19 protein-coding genes are annotated in these 18,513 nt (G+C 71.5%); 8 read left to right on the top strand and 11 right to left on the bottom strand.

The window, feature by feature from the left end:
• The gene (locus tag AC3YNX_RS11640) at positions 1–693 is read right to left on the bottom strand and encodes an MBL fold metallo-hydrolase (RefSeq protein WP_489982992.1); all 693 of its coding nucleotides are present in this window, start codon (positions 691–693) and stop codon (positions 1–3) included.
• Between the two features lie 155 nt (positions 694–848).
• Here AC3YNX_RS11640 and AC3YNX_RS11635 point away from each other — a divergent pair, with 155 nt between their 5' ends.
• From AC3YNX_RS11635 to AC3YNX_RS11625, 3 genes are all read left to right on the top strand, one after another.
• Positions 849–1,721, top strand: coding sequence for a peptidylprolyl isomerase (locus tag AC3YNX_RS11635; protein ID WP_489982991.1), 873 nt, complete (start codon positions 849–851; stop codon positions 1,719–1,721).
• Complete coding sequence (locus tag AC3YNX_RS11630; protein WP_489982990.1) at positions 1,718–2,506, top strand: peptidylprolyl isomerase; 789 nt, start codon at positions 1,718–1,720, stop codon at positions 2,504–2,506. The genes AC3YNX_RS11635 and AC3YNX_RS11630 overlap by 4 nt, the downstream gene beginning before the upstream one ends.
• A 106-nt stretch (positions 2,507–2,612) precedes the next feature.
• On the top strand, positions 2,613–3,956 hold the full coding sequence (locus AC3YNX_RS11625) for an HNH endonuclease signature motif containing protein (protein WP_489995567.1): 1,344 nt from the start codon (positions 2,613–2,615) through the stop codon (positions 3,954–3,956).
• Here the strand turns inward: AC3YNX_RS11625 and AC3YNX_RS11620 are convergent.
• The 8 genes from AC3YNX_RS11620 to ruvC form a co-directional block, all read right to left on the bottom strand.
• Positions 3,953–6,268: a RelA/SpoT family protein gene (locus AC3YNX_RS11620; RefSeq protein WP_489995932.1), complete on the bottom strand. Its 2,316-nt coding sequence runs from the start codon at positions 6,266–6,268 to the stop codon at positions 3,953–3,955. The two genes, AC3YNX_RS11625 and AC3YNX_RS11620, sit on opposite strands and share 4 nt — an antisense overlap.
• Positions 6,269–6,371: 103 nt before the next feature.
• Positions 6,372–6,941 carry an adenine phosphoribosyltransferase gene (locus tag AC3YNX_RS11615; RefSeq protein ID WP_127783211.1) on the bottom strand — a complete coding sequence of 190 codons (570 nt, stop codon included), beginning with the start codon at positions 6,939–6,941 and terminating at the stop codon, positions 6,372–6,374.
• Positions 6,938–8,230 carry a protein translocase subunit SecF gene (secF, locus tag AC3YNX_RS11610; protein WP_489995566.1) on the bottom strand — a complete coding sequence of 431 codons (1,293 nt, stop codon included), beginning with the start codon at positions 8,228–8,230 and terminating at the stop codon, positions 6,938–6,940. Before secF ends, AC3YNX_RS11615 begins: the two co-directional genes overlap by 4 nt.
• Before the next feature lie 2 nt (positions 8,231–8,232).
• Complete coding sequence (gene secD / locus AC3YNX_RS11605; RefSeq protein WP_489995565.1) at positions 8,233–10,029, bottom strand: protein translocase subunit SecD; 1,797 nt, start codon at positions 10,027–10,029, stop codon at positions 8,233–8,235.
• A gap of 141 nt (positions 10,030–10,170) precedes the next feature.
• Positions 10,171–10,527, bottom strand: coding sequence for a preprotein translocase subunit YajC (gene yajC / locus AC3YNX_RS11600; RefSeq protein ID WP_489995564.1), 357 nt, complete (start codon positions 10,525–10,527; stop codon positions 10,171–10,173).
• A gap of 87 nt (positions 10,528–10,614) precedes the next feature.
• Complete coding sequence (gene ruvB, locus AC3YNX_RS11595; protein ID WP_127783215.1) at positions 10,615–11,658, bottom strand: Holliday junction branch migration DNA helicase RuvB; 1,044 nt, start codon at positions 11,656–11,658, stop codon at positions 10,615–10,617.
• Positions 11,655–12,245 carry a Holliday junction branch migration protein RuvA gene (ruvA, locus tag AC3YNX_RS11590; RefSeq protein WP_127783216.1) on the bottom strand — a complete coding sequence of 197 codons (591 nt, stop codon included), beginning with the start codon at positions 12,243–12,245 and terminating at the stop codon, positions 11,655–11,657. The genes ruvB and ruvA overlap by 4 nt, the downstream gene beginning before the upstream one ends.
• Positions 12,242–12,811, bottom strand: a complete 570-nt coding sequence (gene ruvC / locus AC3YNX_RS11585) for a crossover junction endodeoxyribonuclease RuvC (RefSeq protein ID WP_489995563.1) — start codon at positions 12,809–12,811, stop codon at positions 12,242–12,244. The genes ruvA and ruvC overlap by 4 nt, the downstream gene beginning before the upstream one ends.
• Positions 12,812–12,986: 175 nt before the next feature.
• Here ruvC and AC3YNX_RS11580 point away from each other — a divergent pair, with 175 nt between their 5' ends.
• The 3 genes from AC3YNX_RS11580 (at position 12,987) to AC3YNX_RS11570 (ending at position 15,330) form a co-directional block, all read left to right on the top strand.
• Positions 12,987–13,814, top strand: coding sequence for an enoyl-CoA hydratase/isomerase family protein (locus AC3YNX_RS11580; protein WP_489995562.1), 828 nt, complete (start codon positions 12,987–12,989; stop codon positions 13,812–13,814).
• Positions 13,811–14,581 carry an SDR family NAD(P)-dependent oxidoreductase gene (locus tag AC3YNX_RS11575; RefSeq protein WP_127783219.1) on the top strand — a complete coding sequence of 257 codons (771 nt, stop codon included), beginning with the start codon at positions 13,811–13,813 and terminating at the stop codon, positions 14,579–14,581. Before AC3YNX_RS11580 ends, AC3YNX_RS11575 begins: the two co-directional genes overlap by 4 nt.
• A 65-nt stretch (positions 14,582–14,646) precedes the next feature.
• A complete protein-coding gene (locus AC3YNX_RS11570; RefSeq protein ID WP_489995931.1) occupies positions 14,647–15,330 on the top strand; it encodes a type II toxin-antitoxin system PemK/MazF family toxin in 684 nt (227 codons plus the stop codon).
• Here the strand turns inward: AC3YNX_RS11570 and AC3YNX_RS11565 are convergent.
• Both AC3YNX_RS11565 and AC3YNX_RS11560 read right to left on the bottom strand, forming a co-directional pair.
• Positions 15,234–15,794: a hypothetical protein gene (locus AC3YNX_RS11565; RefSeq protein ID WP_489995561.1), complete on the bottom strand. Its 561-nt coding sequence runs from the start codon at positions 15,792–15,794 to the stop codon at positions 15,234–15,236. The two genes, AC3YNX_RS11570 and AC3YNX_RS11565, sit on opposite strands and share 97 nt — an antisense overlap.
• A complete protein-coding gene (locus AC3YNX_RS11560; RefSeq protein ID WP_489995560.1) occupies positions 15,791–16,330 on the bottom strand; it encodes a DUF4352 domain-containing protein in 540 nt (179 codons plus the stop codon). The genes AC3YNX_RS11565 and AC3YNX_RS11560 overlap by 4 nt, the downstream gene beginning before the upstream one ends.
• A gap of 177 nt (positions 16,331–16,507) precedes the next feature.
• On the opposite strand from AC3YNX_RS11560, the gene AC3YNX_RS11555 reads away from it, so the two are divergent.
• Both AC3YNX_RS11555 and AC3YNX_RS11550 read left to right on the top strand, forming a co-directional pair.
• On the top strand, positions 16,508–17,794 hold the full coding sequence (locus tag AC3YNX_RS11555; protein ID WP_241248881.1) for a sensor histidine kinase: 1,287 nt from the start codon (positions 16,508–16,510) through the stop codon (positions 17,792–17,794).
• Positions 17,795–17,842: 48 nt separating this feature from the next.
• Positions 17,843–18,499, top strand: a complete 657-nt coding sequence (locus AC3YNX_RS11550; RefSeq protein WP_489995559.1) for a response regulator — start codon at positions 17,843–17,845, stop codon at positions 18,497–18,499.
• The last annotated feature ends 14 nt before the right edge of the window (positions 18,500–18,513 follow it).

Here is an 18,513-nt window from a genome sequence, read left to right as displayed (position 1 = left end):
TCACATGCCCTTGCGAGGAGGCTGCTGGAGACCCAGCAGGTAGGGGTTGCTGGCGCGCTCGCGCCCGATGGTGGTGGTGGGTCCGTGCCCGGGCAGCACGACGGTGGAGTCGTCCAGCGGCAGCAGCTTCTTCTGCAGCGACTCGAGCATCGTCGCGTGGTCGCCACCAGGCAGGTCGGTGCGCCCGATGGAGCCGGCGAAGAGCGTGTCGCCGGCCAGCAGCACCTGGGTGGGTCCGTCCTCGGTGTCCACCGTGGAGCGGAACACCACCGACCCGCGGGTGTGGCCCGGGGTGTGGTCGACCGTCATCGTCACGCCGGCGAGGTCGAGCCCGTCACCGTCGCCGAGGGCGCGCACCTCGCGGGGCTCGCGGAAGACGAGGTCACCGAGCATCGCCTGCATCTGCGGGCTGACGCCCTTGCCGGGGTCGGCCAGCATCTCCTCGTCCAGCGGGTGGATGTAGGCGGGGATGTCGTTGCCGTCGCACACGGGAAACACCGACCAGGTGTGGTCGAGGTGTCCGTGCGTGAGCAGGACGGCTGCGGGAGTCAGCCGGTGCCGAGCCAGCAGCGCCGTGAGTGGCTCGACTGCGTCCTGGCCGGGGTCGACCACGACGCAGGGGCCGCCCTCCTCGGGAGCGATCACGTAGCAGTTGGTCTGGAACGACCCGGCGGGAAACCCGGCGACAAGCACGGTGAGGGCTCCTGGTGTGGAGACGGCGGTGGACTCGGTCAGCCTATCGGCGCCGCCCCTCACGCTCCCGACACCCGGGGGCTGGCACACTCGGTGGGTCTGACCCTCGCCCCGCCCGGACCGTTCTGGGCGCCCACGACCTGGAGGACCACCCGGTGCCGACCAACGAGCAGCGACGCCAAGCCGCCAAGCGCAAGCTCGAGCGCCAGCTGGAGCGGCGGGCGGTCCGGGCCAAGCGGCGCCGCCAGCTGACCGTGGCGTTCACCGCCATCGGCGTGGTGCTGGCCATCGGCGTGGTGGCCCTCGTGGTGGTGCTCACCCGCGGCGGCGAGGACGACAACACCACTGCTGCCCCGCCCACCACCGAGGAGGCGCCGGCCGAGGGTGCGCCGCTGCCCGCCGCCCGCAGCGCGGCGCTGCCTGCCACTGTGGACTGCAGCTACCCCGCCTCCGGCGAGGCGTCCAAGCCGAACACCCCGCCGCAGAGCACCGGGGTGTCCACCCAGGGGGTGGCCGCGGTGAAGATGGCCACCACCCAGGGTGACCTCGGGCTGTCGCTGGACCGGGCCCTGTCTCCGTGCACGGTGAACAGCTTCGTCAGCCTGGCCAACCAGCAGTACTTCAACGACACCCCGTGCCACCGCCTGGTGACCTCCGGCATCTACGTCCTGCAGTGCGGCGACCCCACCGGGCAGGGCACCGGCGGCCCGGGCTACGGCTTCGGCAACGAGTTCCCCACCGACCAGTACGCCGCGGACGACGCCGCTGCCCAGGCGGCCGCGATCTACCCGCGCGGCACGATCGCGATGGCCAACAGCGGTCAGCCCAACAGCAACGGCAGCCAGTTCTTCCTGCTCTACAAGGATTCCCCGCTGCCGCCGCAGTACACCGTCTTCGGCACCGTGGACGAACCCGGCCTGGCCGTGCTGGAGAAGATCGCGGCCGGTGGTGACGACGGCTCCATCAGCGCCGGCGGCGGGGCGCCCGCCACTCCCGTCACCATCACCTCGATGACGGTGCAGGCATGAGGCGGGCCACCGCGCTCGCGGCGGTCGCGCTGGCCGCGGCGCTGAGCCTCGCGGGCTGCAGCAGCGACTCCGACGACGGCGCTGCTCCGGCATCACTGCCGGTGTCCACCACCGGCGCACCGAGCACGTCCCCCACCAGCGCGCCGCTGGCCGGCCAGTTCGCCCGGCCCACCCCGCTCCCGCCGACGGTCACCTGCGCCTACCCGCCGTCCGCGCAAGCGGTGCGGCCGGTGAGCCCCCCGCCGACCGCCAACATCTCCACCCAGGGGATCGCCACCGTCACCCTGGACACGTCCGTCGGTGACATCGGGCTGAACCTCGACCGGGCGCTCGCACCGTGCACGGTCAACAGCATGGTGAGCCTGTCGACGCAGGGCTACTTCGACGACACCCCGTGCCACCGCCTGGTGACCTCCGGCATCTACGTCCTGCAGTGCGGCGACCCGACCGGCAAGGGCAACGGTGGTCCCGGGTACGTCTACGCCAACGAGTACCCCACCGACCTGTACCAGGCGAATGATCCCGCGCTGTCCACGTCGGTGAACTACCCACGCGGCACCGTCGCCATGGCCAACACCGGCAAGCCGTCCAGCAACGGGAGCCAGTTCTTCCTGGTGTACCAGGACTCGCCGCTGCCGCCGACCTACACAGTGGTGGGCTCCATCAGCGAGGCCGGGCTGGCCACCCTCGACAAGGTGGCGGCGGGCGGCGACGACGGCTCCATCAGTGCTGGCGGCGGCGCACCCAAGACCGCGGTCACCATCGAGAAGGCCACGGCCAGCTAGCTCTCTGGTGTTCTCGAACGGGCCGCTCCTTGCCGGGGGCGGCCCGTTCGCTGTCGGTGCTGGTCACAGGGCCGAAAATGTCGGGACGGGGCCCTATGCTTCGAACATGCGTTCGAGTGTTGCGGCAGTGGCAGTGGAGGACCTCCCCGACGAGGTCGCCTCCCTGCTGGCCGAGCACGCTGCGGTGATGGGGCGACTGCAGCAGGTGCCGCTGGCCGGGCTGTCGGATGCTGGGGTGCTCACGGTGGTGCGCGAGGCGGAGCGGGTGCACCGGATGAAGCCCACCGTCGATCACCGTCTCATCATGGAGATGGAGTGCCGTTCCCTGGCCACGGTGTTCCTGGCTCGCGGTACTGCGGGGTTGTTGTCGGAGCTGCTGCACCTGGCCATCCAGGAGGCGCGGGCCCGGGTGCGGGCTGCGCAGCTTCGTGGTCCGCGCACGTCGTTCACTGGTGAGGATCTCGGGCCGGCCCATCCTGCGTGCGCGGCTGCTGAAGCAGAGGGCGGGATCTCGCCGCGGCACGCCGAGATCGTCGCCAAGACGATGCACGACCTACCCGCATCGCTGGACACCGAGACTGTCGGGTTGGCCGAGCAGACTCTGGCCGCGCAGGCGTGTGCGTTGCGCCCGTCGGAGCTGGCCAAGGCGGCGGAGCGGCTGGTGGCCTACCTCGACCCCGACGGCCGTGAGACCTCTGACGTGGACCGGGCGCGGCGGCGGGGCTTCACCATCGGCCGCCAGCGCCCGGACGGGATGAGCCGCATCAGCGGTGAGCTCGACCCCATGACCCGCGCCCTGGTGGACGCGGCGTTCTCCGCCGCCGCGCGGCCCGTCACCGAGGACGGGCGTTCGGATCCGCGGAGCGCCGCCCAGCGCAACCACGACGCGCTGGCCACCCTCTGCCGCAACGCCCTCGCCTCCGGCGAGCTGCCCAGCAACCGCGGATTACCGGCGACGGTGGTGGTGACGATGGGACTGGCGGACCTGGAGCGCCGGGCGGGTACGGCCAGCACCGCCTCAGGCGGGACCGTGCCGGTGCGTGACGTGCTCCGTATGGCCGCCGACGCGAAGTGGCTGCCCTGCGTGCTGGACTCCGCCGGCCAGGTCCTGCACCTGGGCACCGGGCAACGTCTGGCCTCACCGGCACAACGCCTGGCCCTGTATGCACGAGACCGCGGCTGCACCAGGCCGGGCTGCGAGATGCCCGCCCAGTGGACCCAGGTCCACCACCTCACCGAGTGGCAACACGGCGGACCAACAGATCTGCACAACTTGGCGCTCGTCTGCCCGTTCGACCACCGGCTCATCACCCACGAAGGCTTCACCGTCCGCATGGGCACTCACGGCAGAGTGGATTGGATCGCGCCCAGACACGTTGACCCACAACAGGTTCCACGCACCAACCCGATCCACCACCCGCCGGACCTGAGCGACTCCGACCCGCCCTAGCTGGCTGAGGTCACTCGGTACACGTCGTAGACACCCTCGACGTTGCGCACCACGTTGAGCACGTTGCCGAGGTGCTTGGGCTCGCCCATCTCAAAGGTGAACTTGCTGACCGCCACGCGGTCGTGCGAGGTGGTGACCGACGCGGACAGGATGTTGACCTTCTCGTCGGCCAACGTCTTGGTGATGTCAGACAGCAGGCGGTGCCGGTCCAGCGCCTCCACCTGGATGGCCACCAGGAACACCGACGACGAGGTCGGCGCCCACTGCACCTCCACGTGTCGCTCCGCCTGCGCGTTCAACGAGGTGGCGTTGGTGCAGTCGGTGCGGTGCACGCTCACCCCGCCGCCCCGGGTGACGAAGCCCAGGATCGCGTCGCCAGGCACCGGCGTGCAGCACTTCGCCAGCTTGGTGAGCACGCCGGTGGCGCCGGTGACCAGCACGCCGACGTCGGTGGAGCGTCGCGAATGTCCCGTGGTGGTCGACGGCGTCGCGCGTGCAGCCAGCTCTTCCTCGGCGTCCTCCACACCGCCCAGCTGCGCCACCAGCCGCTGCACCAGGTGCTGCGCCGACACGTGACCCTCGCCCACCGCGGTGTACAGCGCCGAGACGTCGGCGTAGCGCAGCTCGCGGGCCAGCGCGGAGATGGTCTCCCCGCTCACCAACCGGTGCAGCGGCAACCCGCCGCGCCGCACCTCCTTGGTGATGGCAAGCTTGCCCGCCTCCAGCGACTCCTCGCGGCGCTCCTTGGCGAACCACTGCCGGATCTTGCTCTTGGCCCGCGGCGACACCACGAAGCTCTGCCAGTCACGGCTGGGCCCGGCGTTGGCGGCCTTGGAGGTGAACACCTCCACCACCTCGCCGTTCTCCAGCGGCCGCTCCAGCGCCACGAGGCGCCCGTTCACCCGCGCACCGATGCAGCGGTTGCCCACCTCGGTGTGCACGGCGTAGGCGAAGTCCACCGGCGTCGAGCCGGCCGGCAGCGTGATCACGTCCCCCTTGGGGGTGAACACGAAGATCTCCTTGACCGCCAGGTCGTAGCGCAGCGACTCCAGGAACTCCCCCGGGTCGGCCGACTCCCGCTGCCACGCCAGCAGCTGACGCATCCACGCCATCTCGTCCACGTCGGCGCCGGGGGAGGCCGCGTTCTTGCCGCGGGACTCCTTGTACCGCCAGTGCGCGGCGATGCCGAACTCCGCGGTGCGGTGCATCTCGCGGGTGCGCACCTGCACCTCCAGCGGCTTGCCCTCCGGGCCCACCACCGTGGTGTGCAGCGACTGGTACACCCCGTAGCGCGGCTGGGCGATGTAGTCCTTGAACCGCCCCGCCATCGGCTGCCACAGCGAGTGCACCACGCCCACGGCGGCGTAGCAGTCCTTGACCTCCTCGCACAGCACCCGCAGACCCACCAGGTCGTGGATGTCGTCGAAGTCGCGTCCCTTGACGATCATCTTCTGGTAGATCGACCAGTAGTGCTTAGGCCGGCCCTCCACCGTGGCGTCGACGCGACCCGCGGTGAGCGTCTGCTGGATCTGCTGCTGAACGGTGGCCAGGTAGGTCTCCCGCGAGGGCGCGCGGCCGGCCACCAGCCGCACGATCTCGTCGTACTTCTTGGGGTGCAGGATGGCGAACGCCAGGTCCTCCAGCTCCCACTTGACCGTCGCCATTCCCAGCCGGTGCGCCAGCGGGGCGATGACCTCGAGGGTCTCGCGCGCCTTGCGCACCTGCTTCTCCGGCGGCAGGAACCGCATGGTGCGCATGTTGTGCAGCCGGTCGGCCACCTTGATCACCAGCACGCGGGGGTCGCGGGCCATCGCGATGATCATCTTGCGGATGGTCTCTGCCTCAGCGGCGCTGCCCAGCGCCACCTTGTCCAGCTTGGTGACCCCGTCGACCAGGTGCGCCACCTCGTCGCCGAAGTCGCGGCGCAGCTCGTCCAGCGAGTAGCCGGTGTCCTCCACGGTGTCGTGCAGCAGGGCGGCGATCAGCGTGGTGGTGTCCATGCCCAGCTCGGCCAGGATGGTCGCCACCGCCAGCGGGTGGGTGATGTAGTGATCGCCAGACTTGCGCATCTGGCCCTCGTGGTGGGCCTCCGCGGCGTCGTAGGCGCGCTGCAGGGTGACCAGGTCCGCCTTGGGGTGCAGCGACCGGTGCAGCGTCGCCAGCGGCTCGAGCACCGGCTTGACGGCACCCCCACGCTGCGCGGTGATGCGCCGGGCCAGGCGGGCACGCACGCGCCGCGAGGCCGACGAGGTGCTGGACGGGGGCGGGGTCTCCGCAACAGCTCCCGCGCCATCAGCACTCTCGGTGGACACCGGTTGCACGTCGTGGCTCACCACTTCCACCTCCTGCCCAATGCCTGGAACGGCATGCCGTCATCACGCAACGGTCACACCGTCACGGTGTCGAGAGTAAACCTCAGGCAGGGACGACACAGACGAGCGGGGCACGTCCCTCTTCGGGACCGTCGGTGAGCAGCTCGCGCCCACCCAGACCGGGAACCTCCAGGACGGCCGCAGCCGTGGTGACCTCGGCTCCGCACCGCCGCAGCAGGCGCACCGACGCGGCCAGGGTCCCGCCGGTGGCCAGCACGTCGTCCACCACCAGCACCCGGCGACCGTGCAGGTCCACCGCCGCGGCCGGCACCTCGAGGGTCGCCTTGCCGTACTCGAGGTCGTAGCTCTGCGAGTGCACCGGCGGCGGGAGCTTGCCGGCCTTGCGCACCGGCAGCACCCCGACGCCCAGCGCCAGGGCCACCCCGGAGCCGAGCAGGAAGCCACGTGCGTCGATGCCCGCCACCAGGTCCACACCCTGGGCGTCCTCGGCCAGCGCGGCGATGACCGCGGCCAGCGCGGGACCGTCGGCGAACACCGGGGTGAGGTCGGAGAACAGCACGCCGGGGACGGGAAAGTCCGCGACCACCCGGGTGAGTCGCCGGACGTGCTCCGCCGCGCTGCGCCGCACGTCGAGGTCGTTGGTGAGGCTCATCGCTTCCGCTTTCCAGTGGGACGCGCACCCGTGCTGGGCGCGCTCCCCCGCTTCTGGTTGGGCTTGGTCGGGCGAGTGGGGCGCACCGGGGTGCGCGGGGTCGTGGTGGCCGTGGTGGCACGCACGGCAGCGACGTCAGCACCGCCGACCACGGCGGCCTCCGGCGCACCCGCCTGCTTGGCCGCCAGCGCCTTGCGCCGGGCCAGCACCTTCTTGGTGTGCACCGCCACCTCGCCCTTGCGCTCGCGCAGCGTCACCACCAGCGGCGTGGCCAGGAAGATCGAGGAGAAGGTGCCCACGACCAGGCCGGTGAGCTGCACCAGTGCCAGGTCCTTGAGCGTGCCGACACCAAGCAGCCACACGCCGATCACCAGCAGCCCGAGCACCGGCAGCACCGCGATCACCGTGGTGTTCACCGACCGGACGATGGTCTGGTTGACCGCCAGGTTGGCCTGCTCGGCGTAGGTGCGCCGGGTCAGGTGCAGCACCCCGCGGGTGGTCTCGTGCACCTTGTCGAACACCACGACGGTGTCGTAGAGCGAGAAGCCGAGAATGGTCAGCAGACCGATCACCGTGCCCGGGGTGACCTCGAAGCCGATGAGGGAGTACACGCCTGCGGTGACGATGAGGTCCTGGGCCAGAGCGGCGAGCGCCGCGATGGCCATGTCCCGCTCGAAGACGATGCCGATGAAGATGCCGACCAGCACCAGGAACACGATGAGCGCGACGATCGCCTTCTGGGTGATCTCGCTGCCCCAGGTGTCGCTCACCGCCGTGTCGCTGATGGCGGCCAGGCTCGGCTCACCACCGGCCGGCGCGGGGCGGAAGGCGTCGAAGAGCGCCTGCCGCAGCCCGTCCACCTGGTTAGCGTCGAGGGTCTCGGAACGGATCTGGATGGTGCTGGAACCGCCGGAGCCCACCGTCTGCACGGTCACCGGGTCGGTGCCGATGACCGCCGAGTACACCTCCTCGACCTCGGAGACCGTGGCACCGCCGGCGGGGAACTGGATCTGGGTGCCGCCCTCGAAGTCGATGCCGAGGTTGAAGCCCCGGAAGATGATGGAGCCGAGGCAGACCAGCACCAGGACTGCGGTGATGACGTACCAGCGACGCCGGTTGCCGATGATGTCGAACGCGCCCGTGCCGGAGTAGAGCCGGGTCATGACGTTCTTGCGCGTCAGCGGGTCACGGGTCTCGACTCCGCCGTTCAGGGAGCCACCGTTCTCGTCGCCGTTGAGGCTCTCACCGCTCTGGGTGGTGCTGCCCTGGGGGTCTGGGGTCTCGGACATGCTCAGGCCTCCTTCGGGCGTGCGCCGGCGGCGGCGAGCTGCTTGCGTTGCTTGGCCTGCGCCTGCACCGAGCCCAGCCCGGTGAGCTCGGGCCGGGACAGGAAGGCGTTCTTGGACGCCATCGCCACCAGCGGGTGGGTGACCAGGAAGACCACGATCAGGTCGAGCACGGTGGACATGCCGAGGGTGAACGCGAAGCCCTTGACCTGTCCGACGGCGAGCACGTACAGCACCGCCGCGGCCAGGAAGCTCACCGCGTCGGCGGAGAGGATGGTGCGCCGAGCACGCACCCAGCCGCGGGGAACCGCCGACCGGAAGCTGCGGCCCTCCCGGACCTCGTCCTTCAACCGTTCGAAGAACACCACGAAGGAGTCCGCGGTGATGCCGATGGCCACGATGAACCCGGCGATGCCGGCGAGGTCCAGGGTGAAGCCGATGTAGCGGCCGAGCAGGACCAGCACGGCGTAGATGACCACGCCGGACAGGATCAGCGACAGCGCGGTGAGCACGCCGAGCAGCCGGTAGTACAGCAGGCAGTAGATGAGCACCAGGATCAGGCCGATGCCACCGGCCAGCAGGCCCGCCTTGAGCGAGGCCAGGCCCAGGCTGGCCGAGACCGTCTGCGCCTCCGACTGGTTGAACGACAGCGGGAGCGAGCCGTACTTCAGGGTGTTGGCCAGCTCCTCGGCCTGCGGCTGGCTGAACTTGCCGGTGATCGAGGTGACGCCGCCGGTGATCGCGGAGTTGATCCGCGGGGCGCTGACCACCTCGCTGTCGAGCACGAACGCGGCCTGCTTGCCCACGTTCTGGGCGGTGTAGGCGGCCCAGATGTTGCCGCCCTCACCGGTGAAGGTCAGCTGCACCTCGAAGCCGACCCCGCCGGAGGCCACCGAGGACGTGGCGTCCTTGATGTCGCTGCCCTTGAGGAAGGCCGGGGTGAGGACGTACTTGGCCAGCCCGTCGGCGCCGCAGGTGACCAGCGGCAGCGCTGGGTCGTCGTTGCCGGCGAGGACGTCGGCCACGGAGCAGTCCAGCGTGGTCAGGGCCTGCTGCTGGACCGCCGCGTCGGTGCTCTGGCGCTGCGCCTTGGCAGCGGCGATCTCGCCGGCGACCCTGGCCGCCTCGCTGCCCGGCACCGGTGCGGGGGTGGCGGCCGACGGAGTGGTCGTGACGGCGGGCGCTTCCGGGGCGGGCGCGGGGGCAGCGGTGGTGGGTGCGGGGGCAGCGGTGGTCGGCGCAGGGGCGACCGTGGTGGGCTCGGGCGGGATGCTCGGATCCTGCGCGGGCACCGGACGGCCCTGCGGCGTCGGCGGCGGGGCGGTGGTGGGTGCGGGCGCCTCGGAAGTCACCGCGGGCGCAGGGGGCGTGGTCGCCGGGGCCGGAGCCGGAGTGGTCGGCGCGGTGGTGGCCGGCGGGGTCGCGGCCACCTCGGTCTGCACGCCACGGAAGTACAGCTGCGCGGTCTGCCCGAGCGCCTTGGCCTGGGCGCCGTCGTCTCCCGGCACGGTGATCACCAGGTTCGAACCGTCGATGATCACCTCGGAGCCGGACACCCCGATGCCGTTCACCCGGTTCTCGATGATCTCCCGGGCGGTGTTGAGGCTCTCCTGGCTGGGCGCCTCGCCGTTGGGGGTGCGCGCGGTCAACGTGACCCGGGTACCGCCCTGCAGGTCGATGCCGAGCTTCGGGGTGGGCTTGCGGTCGCCGGTGAAGAACACCAGACAGTAGAGCGCCGCCACGATCGCCACGAAGATGGCCAGGTAGCGAACGGGGCGGATCTGCCCTGCCGGTGGTGCCACGTTCGGTAACTCTCCTCAGGTTCGCTTCATCATGGGGTGCAGCCCGCCACGTCGTGCGCCCTGCGACCGCGAGCGCCGGCAGAGCGTACCTGTGTGCAGGTGAAGGCCCTGTTCACGTTGCGTGCACCGGGCCGGTGCGGGTCAGGCCGTGGTGTCGCGCTTGACCAGGTCCGGCCGGGACGCGTCGTGGCTCGCGTCGAGCTCGGCGGAGTAGTCGTACACGTCGGGGACGTCGGCGGCGGTGTCGGAGACACGCTCCCTGACGACCATGCGGTTCCAGGTGGTGACCACGCCGGGAGCGATCTCCAGCTCCACGGTCTCCTCGTCCAGGGCTACCACGGTGGCGTACAGGCCAGCGGTGGTCATGATCCGGTCACCGACGCTCAGGGAGTCCTGGAACTCCTGCGCCTCCTGCAGCACCTTCTGCTGGCGGCGGCGTCCCAGGAACATCGGCAGGACCAGCGCGACCAGCAGGAGCGGGAGGATCAAGTTTTCCATCAGAGTGGATCCTTAGGTTGACTGGATCGGGCAGTATCGCCCGACCAACACCCAAGTGTGCCATTAGCCGCCTGCGGCACCCCCGCGTCAGTCGAACAGCGGCGGTTCGGGCGTGCCGCCGCTGACCGCGTCCGGCGGCGGCACCAGACCCAGGTGCGCCCAGGCAGCGGCGGTGGCCACCCGGCCCCGCGGGGTGCGGGCGAGCATACCGGCGCGCACCAGGAACGGCTCGCAGACCGCTTCCACGGTGGCGGGCTCCTCACCCACGGCCACGGCCAGGGTGGCCACGCCGACCGGCCCCCCGCCGAAGCTGCGCACCAGCGCGCCCAGCACTGCCTTGTCCAGCCGGTCCAGGCCCAGCTCGTCCACGTCGTAGACGGCCAGCGCCGCCCGGGCGACCTCCCGGGTGACCACCCCGTCCGCGCGGACGTCGGCGAAGTCGCGCACCCGGCGCAGCAGCCGGTTGGCGATGCGCGGAGTACCCCGGGAGCGCCCGGCGATCTCCTTCGCCCCACCGGGGTCGAGCTGCACCCCGAGAATGCCCGCGGAGCGGCGGATGACCAGCTCGAGCTCGGCCGGCTCGTAGAACTCCATGTGCGCGGTGAAGCCGAAGCGGTCGCGCAGCGGACCGGTCAGCGCCCCGGAGCGGGTGGTGGCGCCCACCAGCGTGAACGGGGCGACCTCCAGCGGGATGGACGTGGCACCGGGGCCCTTGCCCACCACCACGTCCACCCGGAAGTCCTCCATCGCCAGGTACAGCATCTCCTCGGCGGGCCGCGCGATGCGGTGGATCTCGTCGATGAACAGCACGTCGCCCTCGAGCAGGTTGCTCAGCATGGCGGCGAGGTCACCGGCGCGCTCCAGCGCCGGACCCGAGGTGATCCGCAGCGCGGAGCCCAGCTCCTCGGCGATGATCATGGCCAGGCTGGTCTTGCCCAGCCCGGGCGGGCCGGACAGCAGCACGTGGTCGGGCGGCGTGCCGCGCAGCTGTGCCGCGGAGAGCACCAGCTCCAGCTGCTCGCGCACCCTCGCCTGCCCGATGAACTCGGTGAGGCTGCGGGGCCGCAGGCTGCGCTCGGCGTCACGGTCCTCCGGCAGCGCCTCCGGCGTGAGCTCCTCGCGCCCGGTCACCGCTTGCGGCCCAGCGCGTTGAGGGCGGTGCGCAGCGCCACCGGCGTGGTGAGGTCGGGGGCGTCGGCGAGGACGGCGTCCACCACCTGCTCGGCTTGCTTGGTCGGGAAGCCGAGGCCGACGAGGGCGTCGAGCACCTGCTCGCGGACGGCACCACCGAGGTGCTGCACCCCGGACCCGCCGGCCACCTTCTCCACCTTGTCCTTGAGCTCGACGATCATCCGCTCGGCGCCGCGCTTGCCGATCCCGGGCACCCGGGTGAGCGCGGTGACGTTCTCCTCGGCCAGCGCCGCGCGCAGCGCGTCCGGCTCGTGCACCGACAGCACCGCCATGGCCAGTCGCGGGCCCACCCCGGAGACGGTGAGCAGCAGCCCGAACAGCTCCCGGGACTCCGCGTCGCCGAAGCCGTACAGGGTGAGCGCGTCCTCGCGGACGATGAGCGTGGTGGACAACCGACCCTCGTCGCCGCGGCGCAGCCCCGCCAGGGTGGCCGGGGTGGCGTGCACGCGCAGGCCCACTCCGCCGACCTCGACCACCGCGTGGTCGAGCCCCAGGGACAACACCTCTCCGCGGATGGAGGAGATCACCGAGCGCCTGCCTTTCGTGCCTGGGCCAGTCGTTCCTGGTACCGGCGCTGCTGCTCGGCCGCCGCCTGCTCGGCAGCAGCCAACCGGGCCATCATCGGCGCTCGCCAGCAGTGGCAGATGGCCAGGGCGAGCGCGTCGGCGGCGTCGGCGGGTGCGGGCTTGACGTTGAGGCCCAGCAGCTTGGTCACCATCGTGGTCACCTGCGCCTTGTTCGCCGTGCCGCTGCCGGTGACGGCGGCCTTGACCTCGCTGGGGGTGTGGAAGCTGACGGGGATGCCGCGCCGGGCCGCCGAGAGGGCCACCACTCCGCCGGCCTGCGCGGTGCCCATGGCCGTGCGCACGTTGTGCTGGCTGAACACCCGCTCCACCGCGACGACGTCGGGTGAGTGCACGTCCAGCCAGTGCTCGGCCGCCTGGGAGATGAGCAGCAGCCGCTGGGCCAGGTCGAGGTCTGCGGGCGTGCGGACCACGTCCACGTCCAGCGCGAACACCTCGCGGCCACGGCCACCCTCCACCACGCCGAAGCCGCAGCGGGTCAGGCCGGGGTCGACACCGAGCACGCGCACTGGCTCATCCCCTTTGCTCCTGGTCAGCGCCCGCTCCGGTGCGAACAGACGTTCGAACTCTAGTGGGCGCGGTGCGGTGCACCGAGCAGCGACACGCTCGGCAGTGCGGGTCCGGAGTCGTCCGGCCCTGAGATAGGTTCGAACCGGAATAATCCGGCACGAACACTGGAGCCGCATGCCCCTGGTTGAGCTCGAGCGTCCCGCAGCCGGCCTGGCCGTGGTGACGCTCAACCGGCCGGAGCGACTCAACGCCCTGAGCTTCGCCCTGGCGGAAGAGCTGCACGCCACGCTCGCCCTGCTGGAGCAGGACAACGAGGCTCGGGTGGTGGTGCTCACCGGCGCCGGTCGAGGCTTCTGCGCCGGGCTCGACCTCAAGGACGAGACGCAGCGCTCCCCCACCGCCGCCGGGCTGAGCGGACCAGCGGCCGGGATGCGCTCCCAGGAGTACCTCGCCTCTTTGGTGCCCCGCCTGCAGCGGCTGCCGCAGACGGTGATCGCCGCGGTCAACGGCCCGGCCTTCGGTGGTGGACTGGCGCTCGCTGCCGCCTGCGACCTGCGGATCGCGGCGGCATCGGCCACCTTCGGCGTGCAGTTCATCAAGATCGGCGTGTCCGGGTGCGACATCGGCATCAGCTACACGCTGCCGCGGCTGGTCGGGCTCTCCCGCGCCACCGAGCTGATCACCACCGCGCGCACGTTCGACGCCGAGGAGGCGGAGCGCATCGGCCTGCTCACCCAGGTGGTGCCGGACGCGCAGCTGCTCGTCGCGGCACGCGAGCTGGCGGCCACCCTGCTGGCGCACAGCCCCTTCGCGCTGGCGATGACCAAGCAGGTGCTCACCGCGAACGCCGCGGCCACCAGCGTGGACGCAGCCATCGCGCTGGAGAACCGCACCCAGATCCTGGCGGGCAGCAGCAGCGACTTCCGCGAGGCCAGCGCGGCCTTCCGGGAGAAGCGCCCACCGCGGTGGGCATCACCGTCCCCCTCCACAGGAGAGTCATGAACCACGACCAGCTCAACCGGCTCTTCGACCTGGCTGGGCGCACCGCCATCGTCACCGGCGGCACCCGCGGCATCGGGCTGGCCATCGCCGAGGCCTACACCTGCGCCGGCGCCAACGTGGTGGTGGCCAGCCGCAAGGCCGAGGCCACCAAGGCCACGGCCCAGCACTTGCAGAGCCTGGGCGGCAACGCCATCGGGGTGCCCACCCACGCCGGCGACCTGGACGCGCTGGCGACGCTGGTGCAGCGCACCGTGGCCGAGTTCGGCGGGGTGGACATCGTGGTGAACGGCGCGGCCAACCCGGTGACCCAGCCGCTGGGGCAGATGACACCGCAGGCGTGGGCCAAGTCGCAGGACGTCAACGTCCGCGGCCCGCTGTTCCTGGTGCAGGAGGCGCTGCCGCACCTGACGGCGAGCAGCCACGCCGCGGTGCTGAACATCATCTCGGTAGGCGCGTTCATGTTCGCGCCCAAGGTGGCCATGTACGCCGCGGGCAAGGCGGCCCTGATGTCGCTCACCCGGTCGATGGCCGCCGAGTACGCGTCACGGGGCATCCGGGTGAACGCCCTGGCGCCCGGATCGGTGGACACCGACATGGTGCGCAACAACACCCCGGAGGCCGTCGAGGCCATGCGGGTGGGGTCGTTCCAGCAGCGGCTAGCCACGCCGGAGGAGATGGTGGGGCCGGCACTGCTGCTCACCTCCGACGCCGGCAGCTACGTCACCGGACAGGTGCTGATCGCCGACGGCGGGATGGTGGCGCACTAGCCCGTGGTCACCATGGCGAGCACGACCCCCACAAGGCCCACCGCACAGATCGTCCTGCCGCAGTGATGCGACTGCTGGGGCGCCTGGCGACGCGACGGGCCACGCCGATCGCCGTGCAGGTGCTGCTGACCTGCCTGGCCGGCGGAGTCCTGGTGCACGCATGGTGGTGGGGCACCCCACCGGTCTGGGTGCTGGCGCTCGCGCTGGCCGGCACCCTCGGACGGCTCGTCGTCGCTGTCGTGGCAGCGTGCCGCTGGGTTCTCTCGCACACCATGGACCTGTGGTGGGCCAGGGTGATGGGGCTGGTGCTGGGGCTCTGGATCTGTGCGGCGGTCGCCGTCGCCGTCCTGGCCGCCGAGCTGGTCGACGCCTGGTGGGCGGTTCTCGTCGGAGGTGTGCTGGCGGGGCTGTTGCTCACCGCCTGGCTGCAGCTCACCGCCCCCGTGCAGCTCAGCGACGTCGCGAGGGGTGACATCTGGTGGGCCCAGGTTCCCCTCGAGGAGGAGGGGCGGTCCCCGCACCGGCCCGTGCTGGTGGTGGAGGTCAAGCCCCGCACCGTTGACGTCCGCATGTTCACCAGCCAGGACAAGTCGGGCCATCCCAGCTACGTCCAGACCCCGCGCCTGGTGTTCTCGCCGGAACCCGCGCACTCCTACCTGCGCACCGACCGCATGATCGAGCTCGGCCCTGCCGACCTGCGCAAGAAGGTAGGCAGGGCGCCGAGATCGCTGCGACGCGCGGCCCGCTGACGAGGAGCTCGGCTGCCGCGGCCGGCAGCTGGCGGGCGGCGGAACCGACGCACCCGCGCCACCAGCAGGTATGTGGCCGCGAGCACCGGCAGCACCAGCAGGTCGGTGGCGTCGCGCACCACGACGATCGGCGGCCCCCCGCCGCGCAGCCACCCGACCGCCACCTCGTAGCAGTCGCCCACCGCGGGCACCGTCTTGACCGCGGCGAACCCCGTTCCCGTCACCGCCACCGCCCACGCCGTGCGGCCGGGGCCCGACGCCCATCCCGGGCGTCGAGCCACGACCAGCAACCCCTCGGTCAGCGCGAGCAGCAGCAGCGGCAGGAAGAACACCCCGGCCACGTCGGAGAGCTTGCCGGTGACCGTGCTGCCGTGCGCCCCCTTGAGGTGGTGGTCGTTGACCACCAGCACGACGACCGCCCCCACGGCCGCCGGGTGCAGCAGCAGGTCACCGGGGTGCCTCACGACAGCGTGATGGTCGCCGAGCCGGAGCTGAGCAGGTCGCACTTGAACTGCAGCCGCAGGCCGGTCGAGGTCGCCGGCACCTCGTAGGCCAGGGTGCCGCGCTTGGCGGCGCCGGGAGCCAGCTCGCCGTCCAGGCCGGCGGTGCTCTCGTCGGTGATCGTGAGGTTGTAGGACTTGTTCTGGCTGTCCTGCAGCTCGAAGCACATGATCGACGACACCGTCGCCGGCTTGGTGGACTGGTTGCGCACCTCGGTGTCCACCGTCAGCAACCGGTTGCCCGGCTTGGCCTGCAGGAACTGGTTGCTGCTGGTGTACGGGTCGGTCACGGCGTGCACCGTGGTCCGCCAGTCCCCCAGCTCGACCACGTCGCCGACCCTGAACTCCTGGGCCGCGGCCGGGGCTTCGCCGCCGCCGGCGTCGCCGTCGACCTTCGTAGCCTGGTTGGTCTCCCCGGACGCGGTGGTGGCGACCACGCCGCCGATCAGCGCAGTCACCGCCAGGACGTTCCTCAGGTTCTTCTTCGTGAGCGTGTTCATCGTGGGTGTCCCTCCTCGAGTGCCGCTGACGTTGCGGTACCCGAAGTCAACGGCGCCAACGCCATCCGTCGCCTCGGCCATCGGTAGGTCTGGCCTCCTCCTTTCGGTCGGGGTGCCGGCGCCGGTCCTCCTCCTGGTGGATGGGCAGTGTCAGTGCCAGTGCGTAGCGTCGCCTCCGTGCAGCGGACGGGGTGGCAGCAGGACCAGGGGCAACCGGGGTGGGCGCACGCCGGCGAGGGGCAACAAGGGTGGGCGAAGCCAGCCCGCACGAGCACCCTGCGGCGGCGGGCCTGGACCACTGCCGCCGTCACGATGTGCGTGCTCACCACCATCTCGACGATGGCGTTCTCCGACGAGTCCGGGGTCGCTCCGACCTGGAGCTGGGTGCTCGGCGGGGTGGTCAACCTGGCCGCCGCTGCCGCTCTGGTGTGGCGCCACCAGCACCCGTGGTGGGTGCTCGGCCTCGCGGTGGCCGCGCCGCTGTTCCTCTCCACCGACGCCACGGCCGCCCTGGTGGCCCTGGTGGCGGTGTCCCGGGTGGCGCAGGTGCGCCAGCTGGTGGCCGCCGCCGCGGTGGTGCTCGTGGCCTGCGGAGTCTCGCTGACCTACGACGCCTACCGGCTGCGCGAGTACTCGGTGCTCACCATGGGCACGCCCAAGGCGGAGGACGGCAGCGCCGTGCAGCAGTACGACGTGGCCCTGTGGATCCCCTGGGTGGTGGCCCTCGGGCTGGTCGCGGCCACCGTGGTGCTGGGCCAGCTGCTGCGCACCCGCACCGCGCTGAGCACCGCCGAGCACACCCGGGACCGGGCCACGGCGCAGCAGGAGGTGCTGCGCGACGAGGTGGTGCGCGCCGAGGAGCGCACCCGCATCGCCAGGGACATGCACGACACCCTGGCCGCCAGCCTCAGCCGCATCTCGCTGTTCGCCGGCGGGCTGCAGGTCAACGGCGCGGGCAACCCGGAGAAGGTGGCGAACACCGCGGCCCTGATCCGCACCACCGCCCACGAGGCGCTGGACGACCTCAAGCAGATCATCGGCGTGCTCCGCGGCAACGGCCGCAGCGGCGGGCACCAGCAGCAGGGCATCGACGCGATCTCCGCGCTGGTGCAGTCGGCCAGGGCAGCCGGGGTGCACGCCGTGCTCATCACCGACCTCGCCCCCGGCGACCTGGGCACCCTGGCCAGCCAGGTGGCCTACCGGGTGGTGCAGGAGTCGCTGACCAACGTGCAGAAGTACGCGGCCGACCAGACGGTGCACGTGTCGGTGGTCGGCAGCGAGCACGCCGGCATCCGGGTGGTGCTGCGCAACCGGTTGAGCGAGGCAGCGTCGAGCTTCACGCCCGGGTCGGGCAGCGGGCTGCGGGGCCTGGCCGAGCAGGCTCACCAGGTCGGCGGAACCTTCAGCGCCGCAAGCCAGCACGGGGAGTTCCTGGTGGAGTGCTGGCTCCCCTGGTCGGCCTGAGCACCCCGGCTGCCCTTGTCGGTGGCCCGGGGCATACTCGGTGCCGCCATGACCACTCCCCCGCGCCTCACGGTCCTCATCGCCGACGACGACCGTTACAACCGTCGCGGCATCAGCGAGATCTTCGCCGCCACCGACGACATCGTGGTGGTCGGCGAGATCGAGGACGGTGACCAGGCGGTCGACGCGGTCACCCGGTTGCGCCCGCACGTGGTGCTGATGGACCTGAAGATGCGCCGGACAGGTGGTCTGGACGCCACCCGGGAGCTGATGCGGCTGCCCGCCCCGCCCAAGGTGGTGGCGATGACCGCGCTGGACGTGGACGACCTGGTGGTGCAGGCGATGGCCGCCGGCGCGCACAGCTTCCTCAGCAAGGACGAGCCGCCGGAGATGTTCCAGCTCGCGGTGCGGGTTGCCGCAGCCGGCAACATGGTGTTCAGCCCGGAGTCGCTGCAGCGCATCATCGCCGCCGGTGGTGGGGGCTCGCAGCTGCCGTCCACCACTGACCTGGCCGTGCTGACCGATCGAGAGCGCGACGTGCTGGCGGCGCTGGCCGTCGGTGACTCCAACTCCGACATCGCCCGACGGCTCTACCTGGGCGAGACCACGGTGAAGAGCCACGTCTCGGCGGTGCTGGCCAAGCTGGGCGTGTCCAACCGGGTGGGTGCGGCCCTGGTCGCCTTCCGGGCGGGTCTGGTCAGCTGACGCCCGCGGAGCTC

It is taken from the genome of Rhodococcus sp. Z13_19A (genome assembly GCF_058133575.1).
The sequence above is the reverse complement of the archived record's forward strand: the minus strand, read 5'-3'. Positions and strand labels throughout refer to the sequence as shown.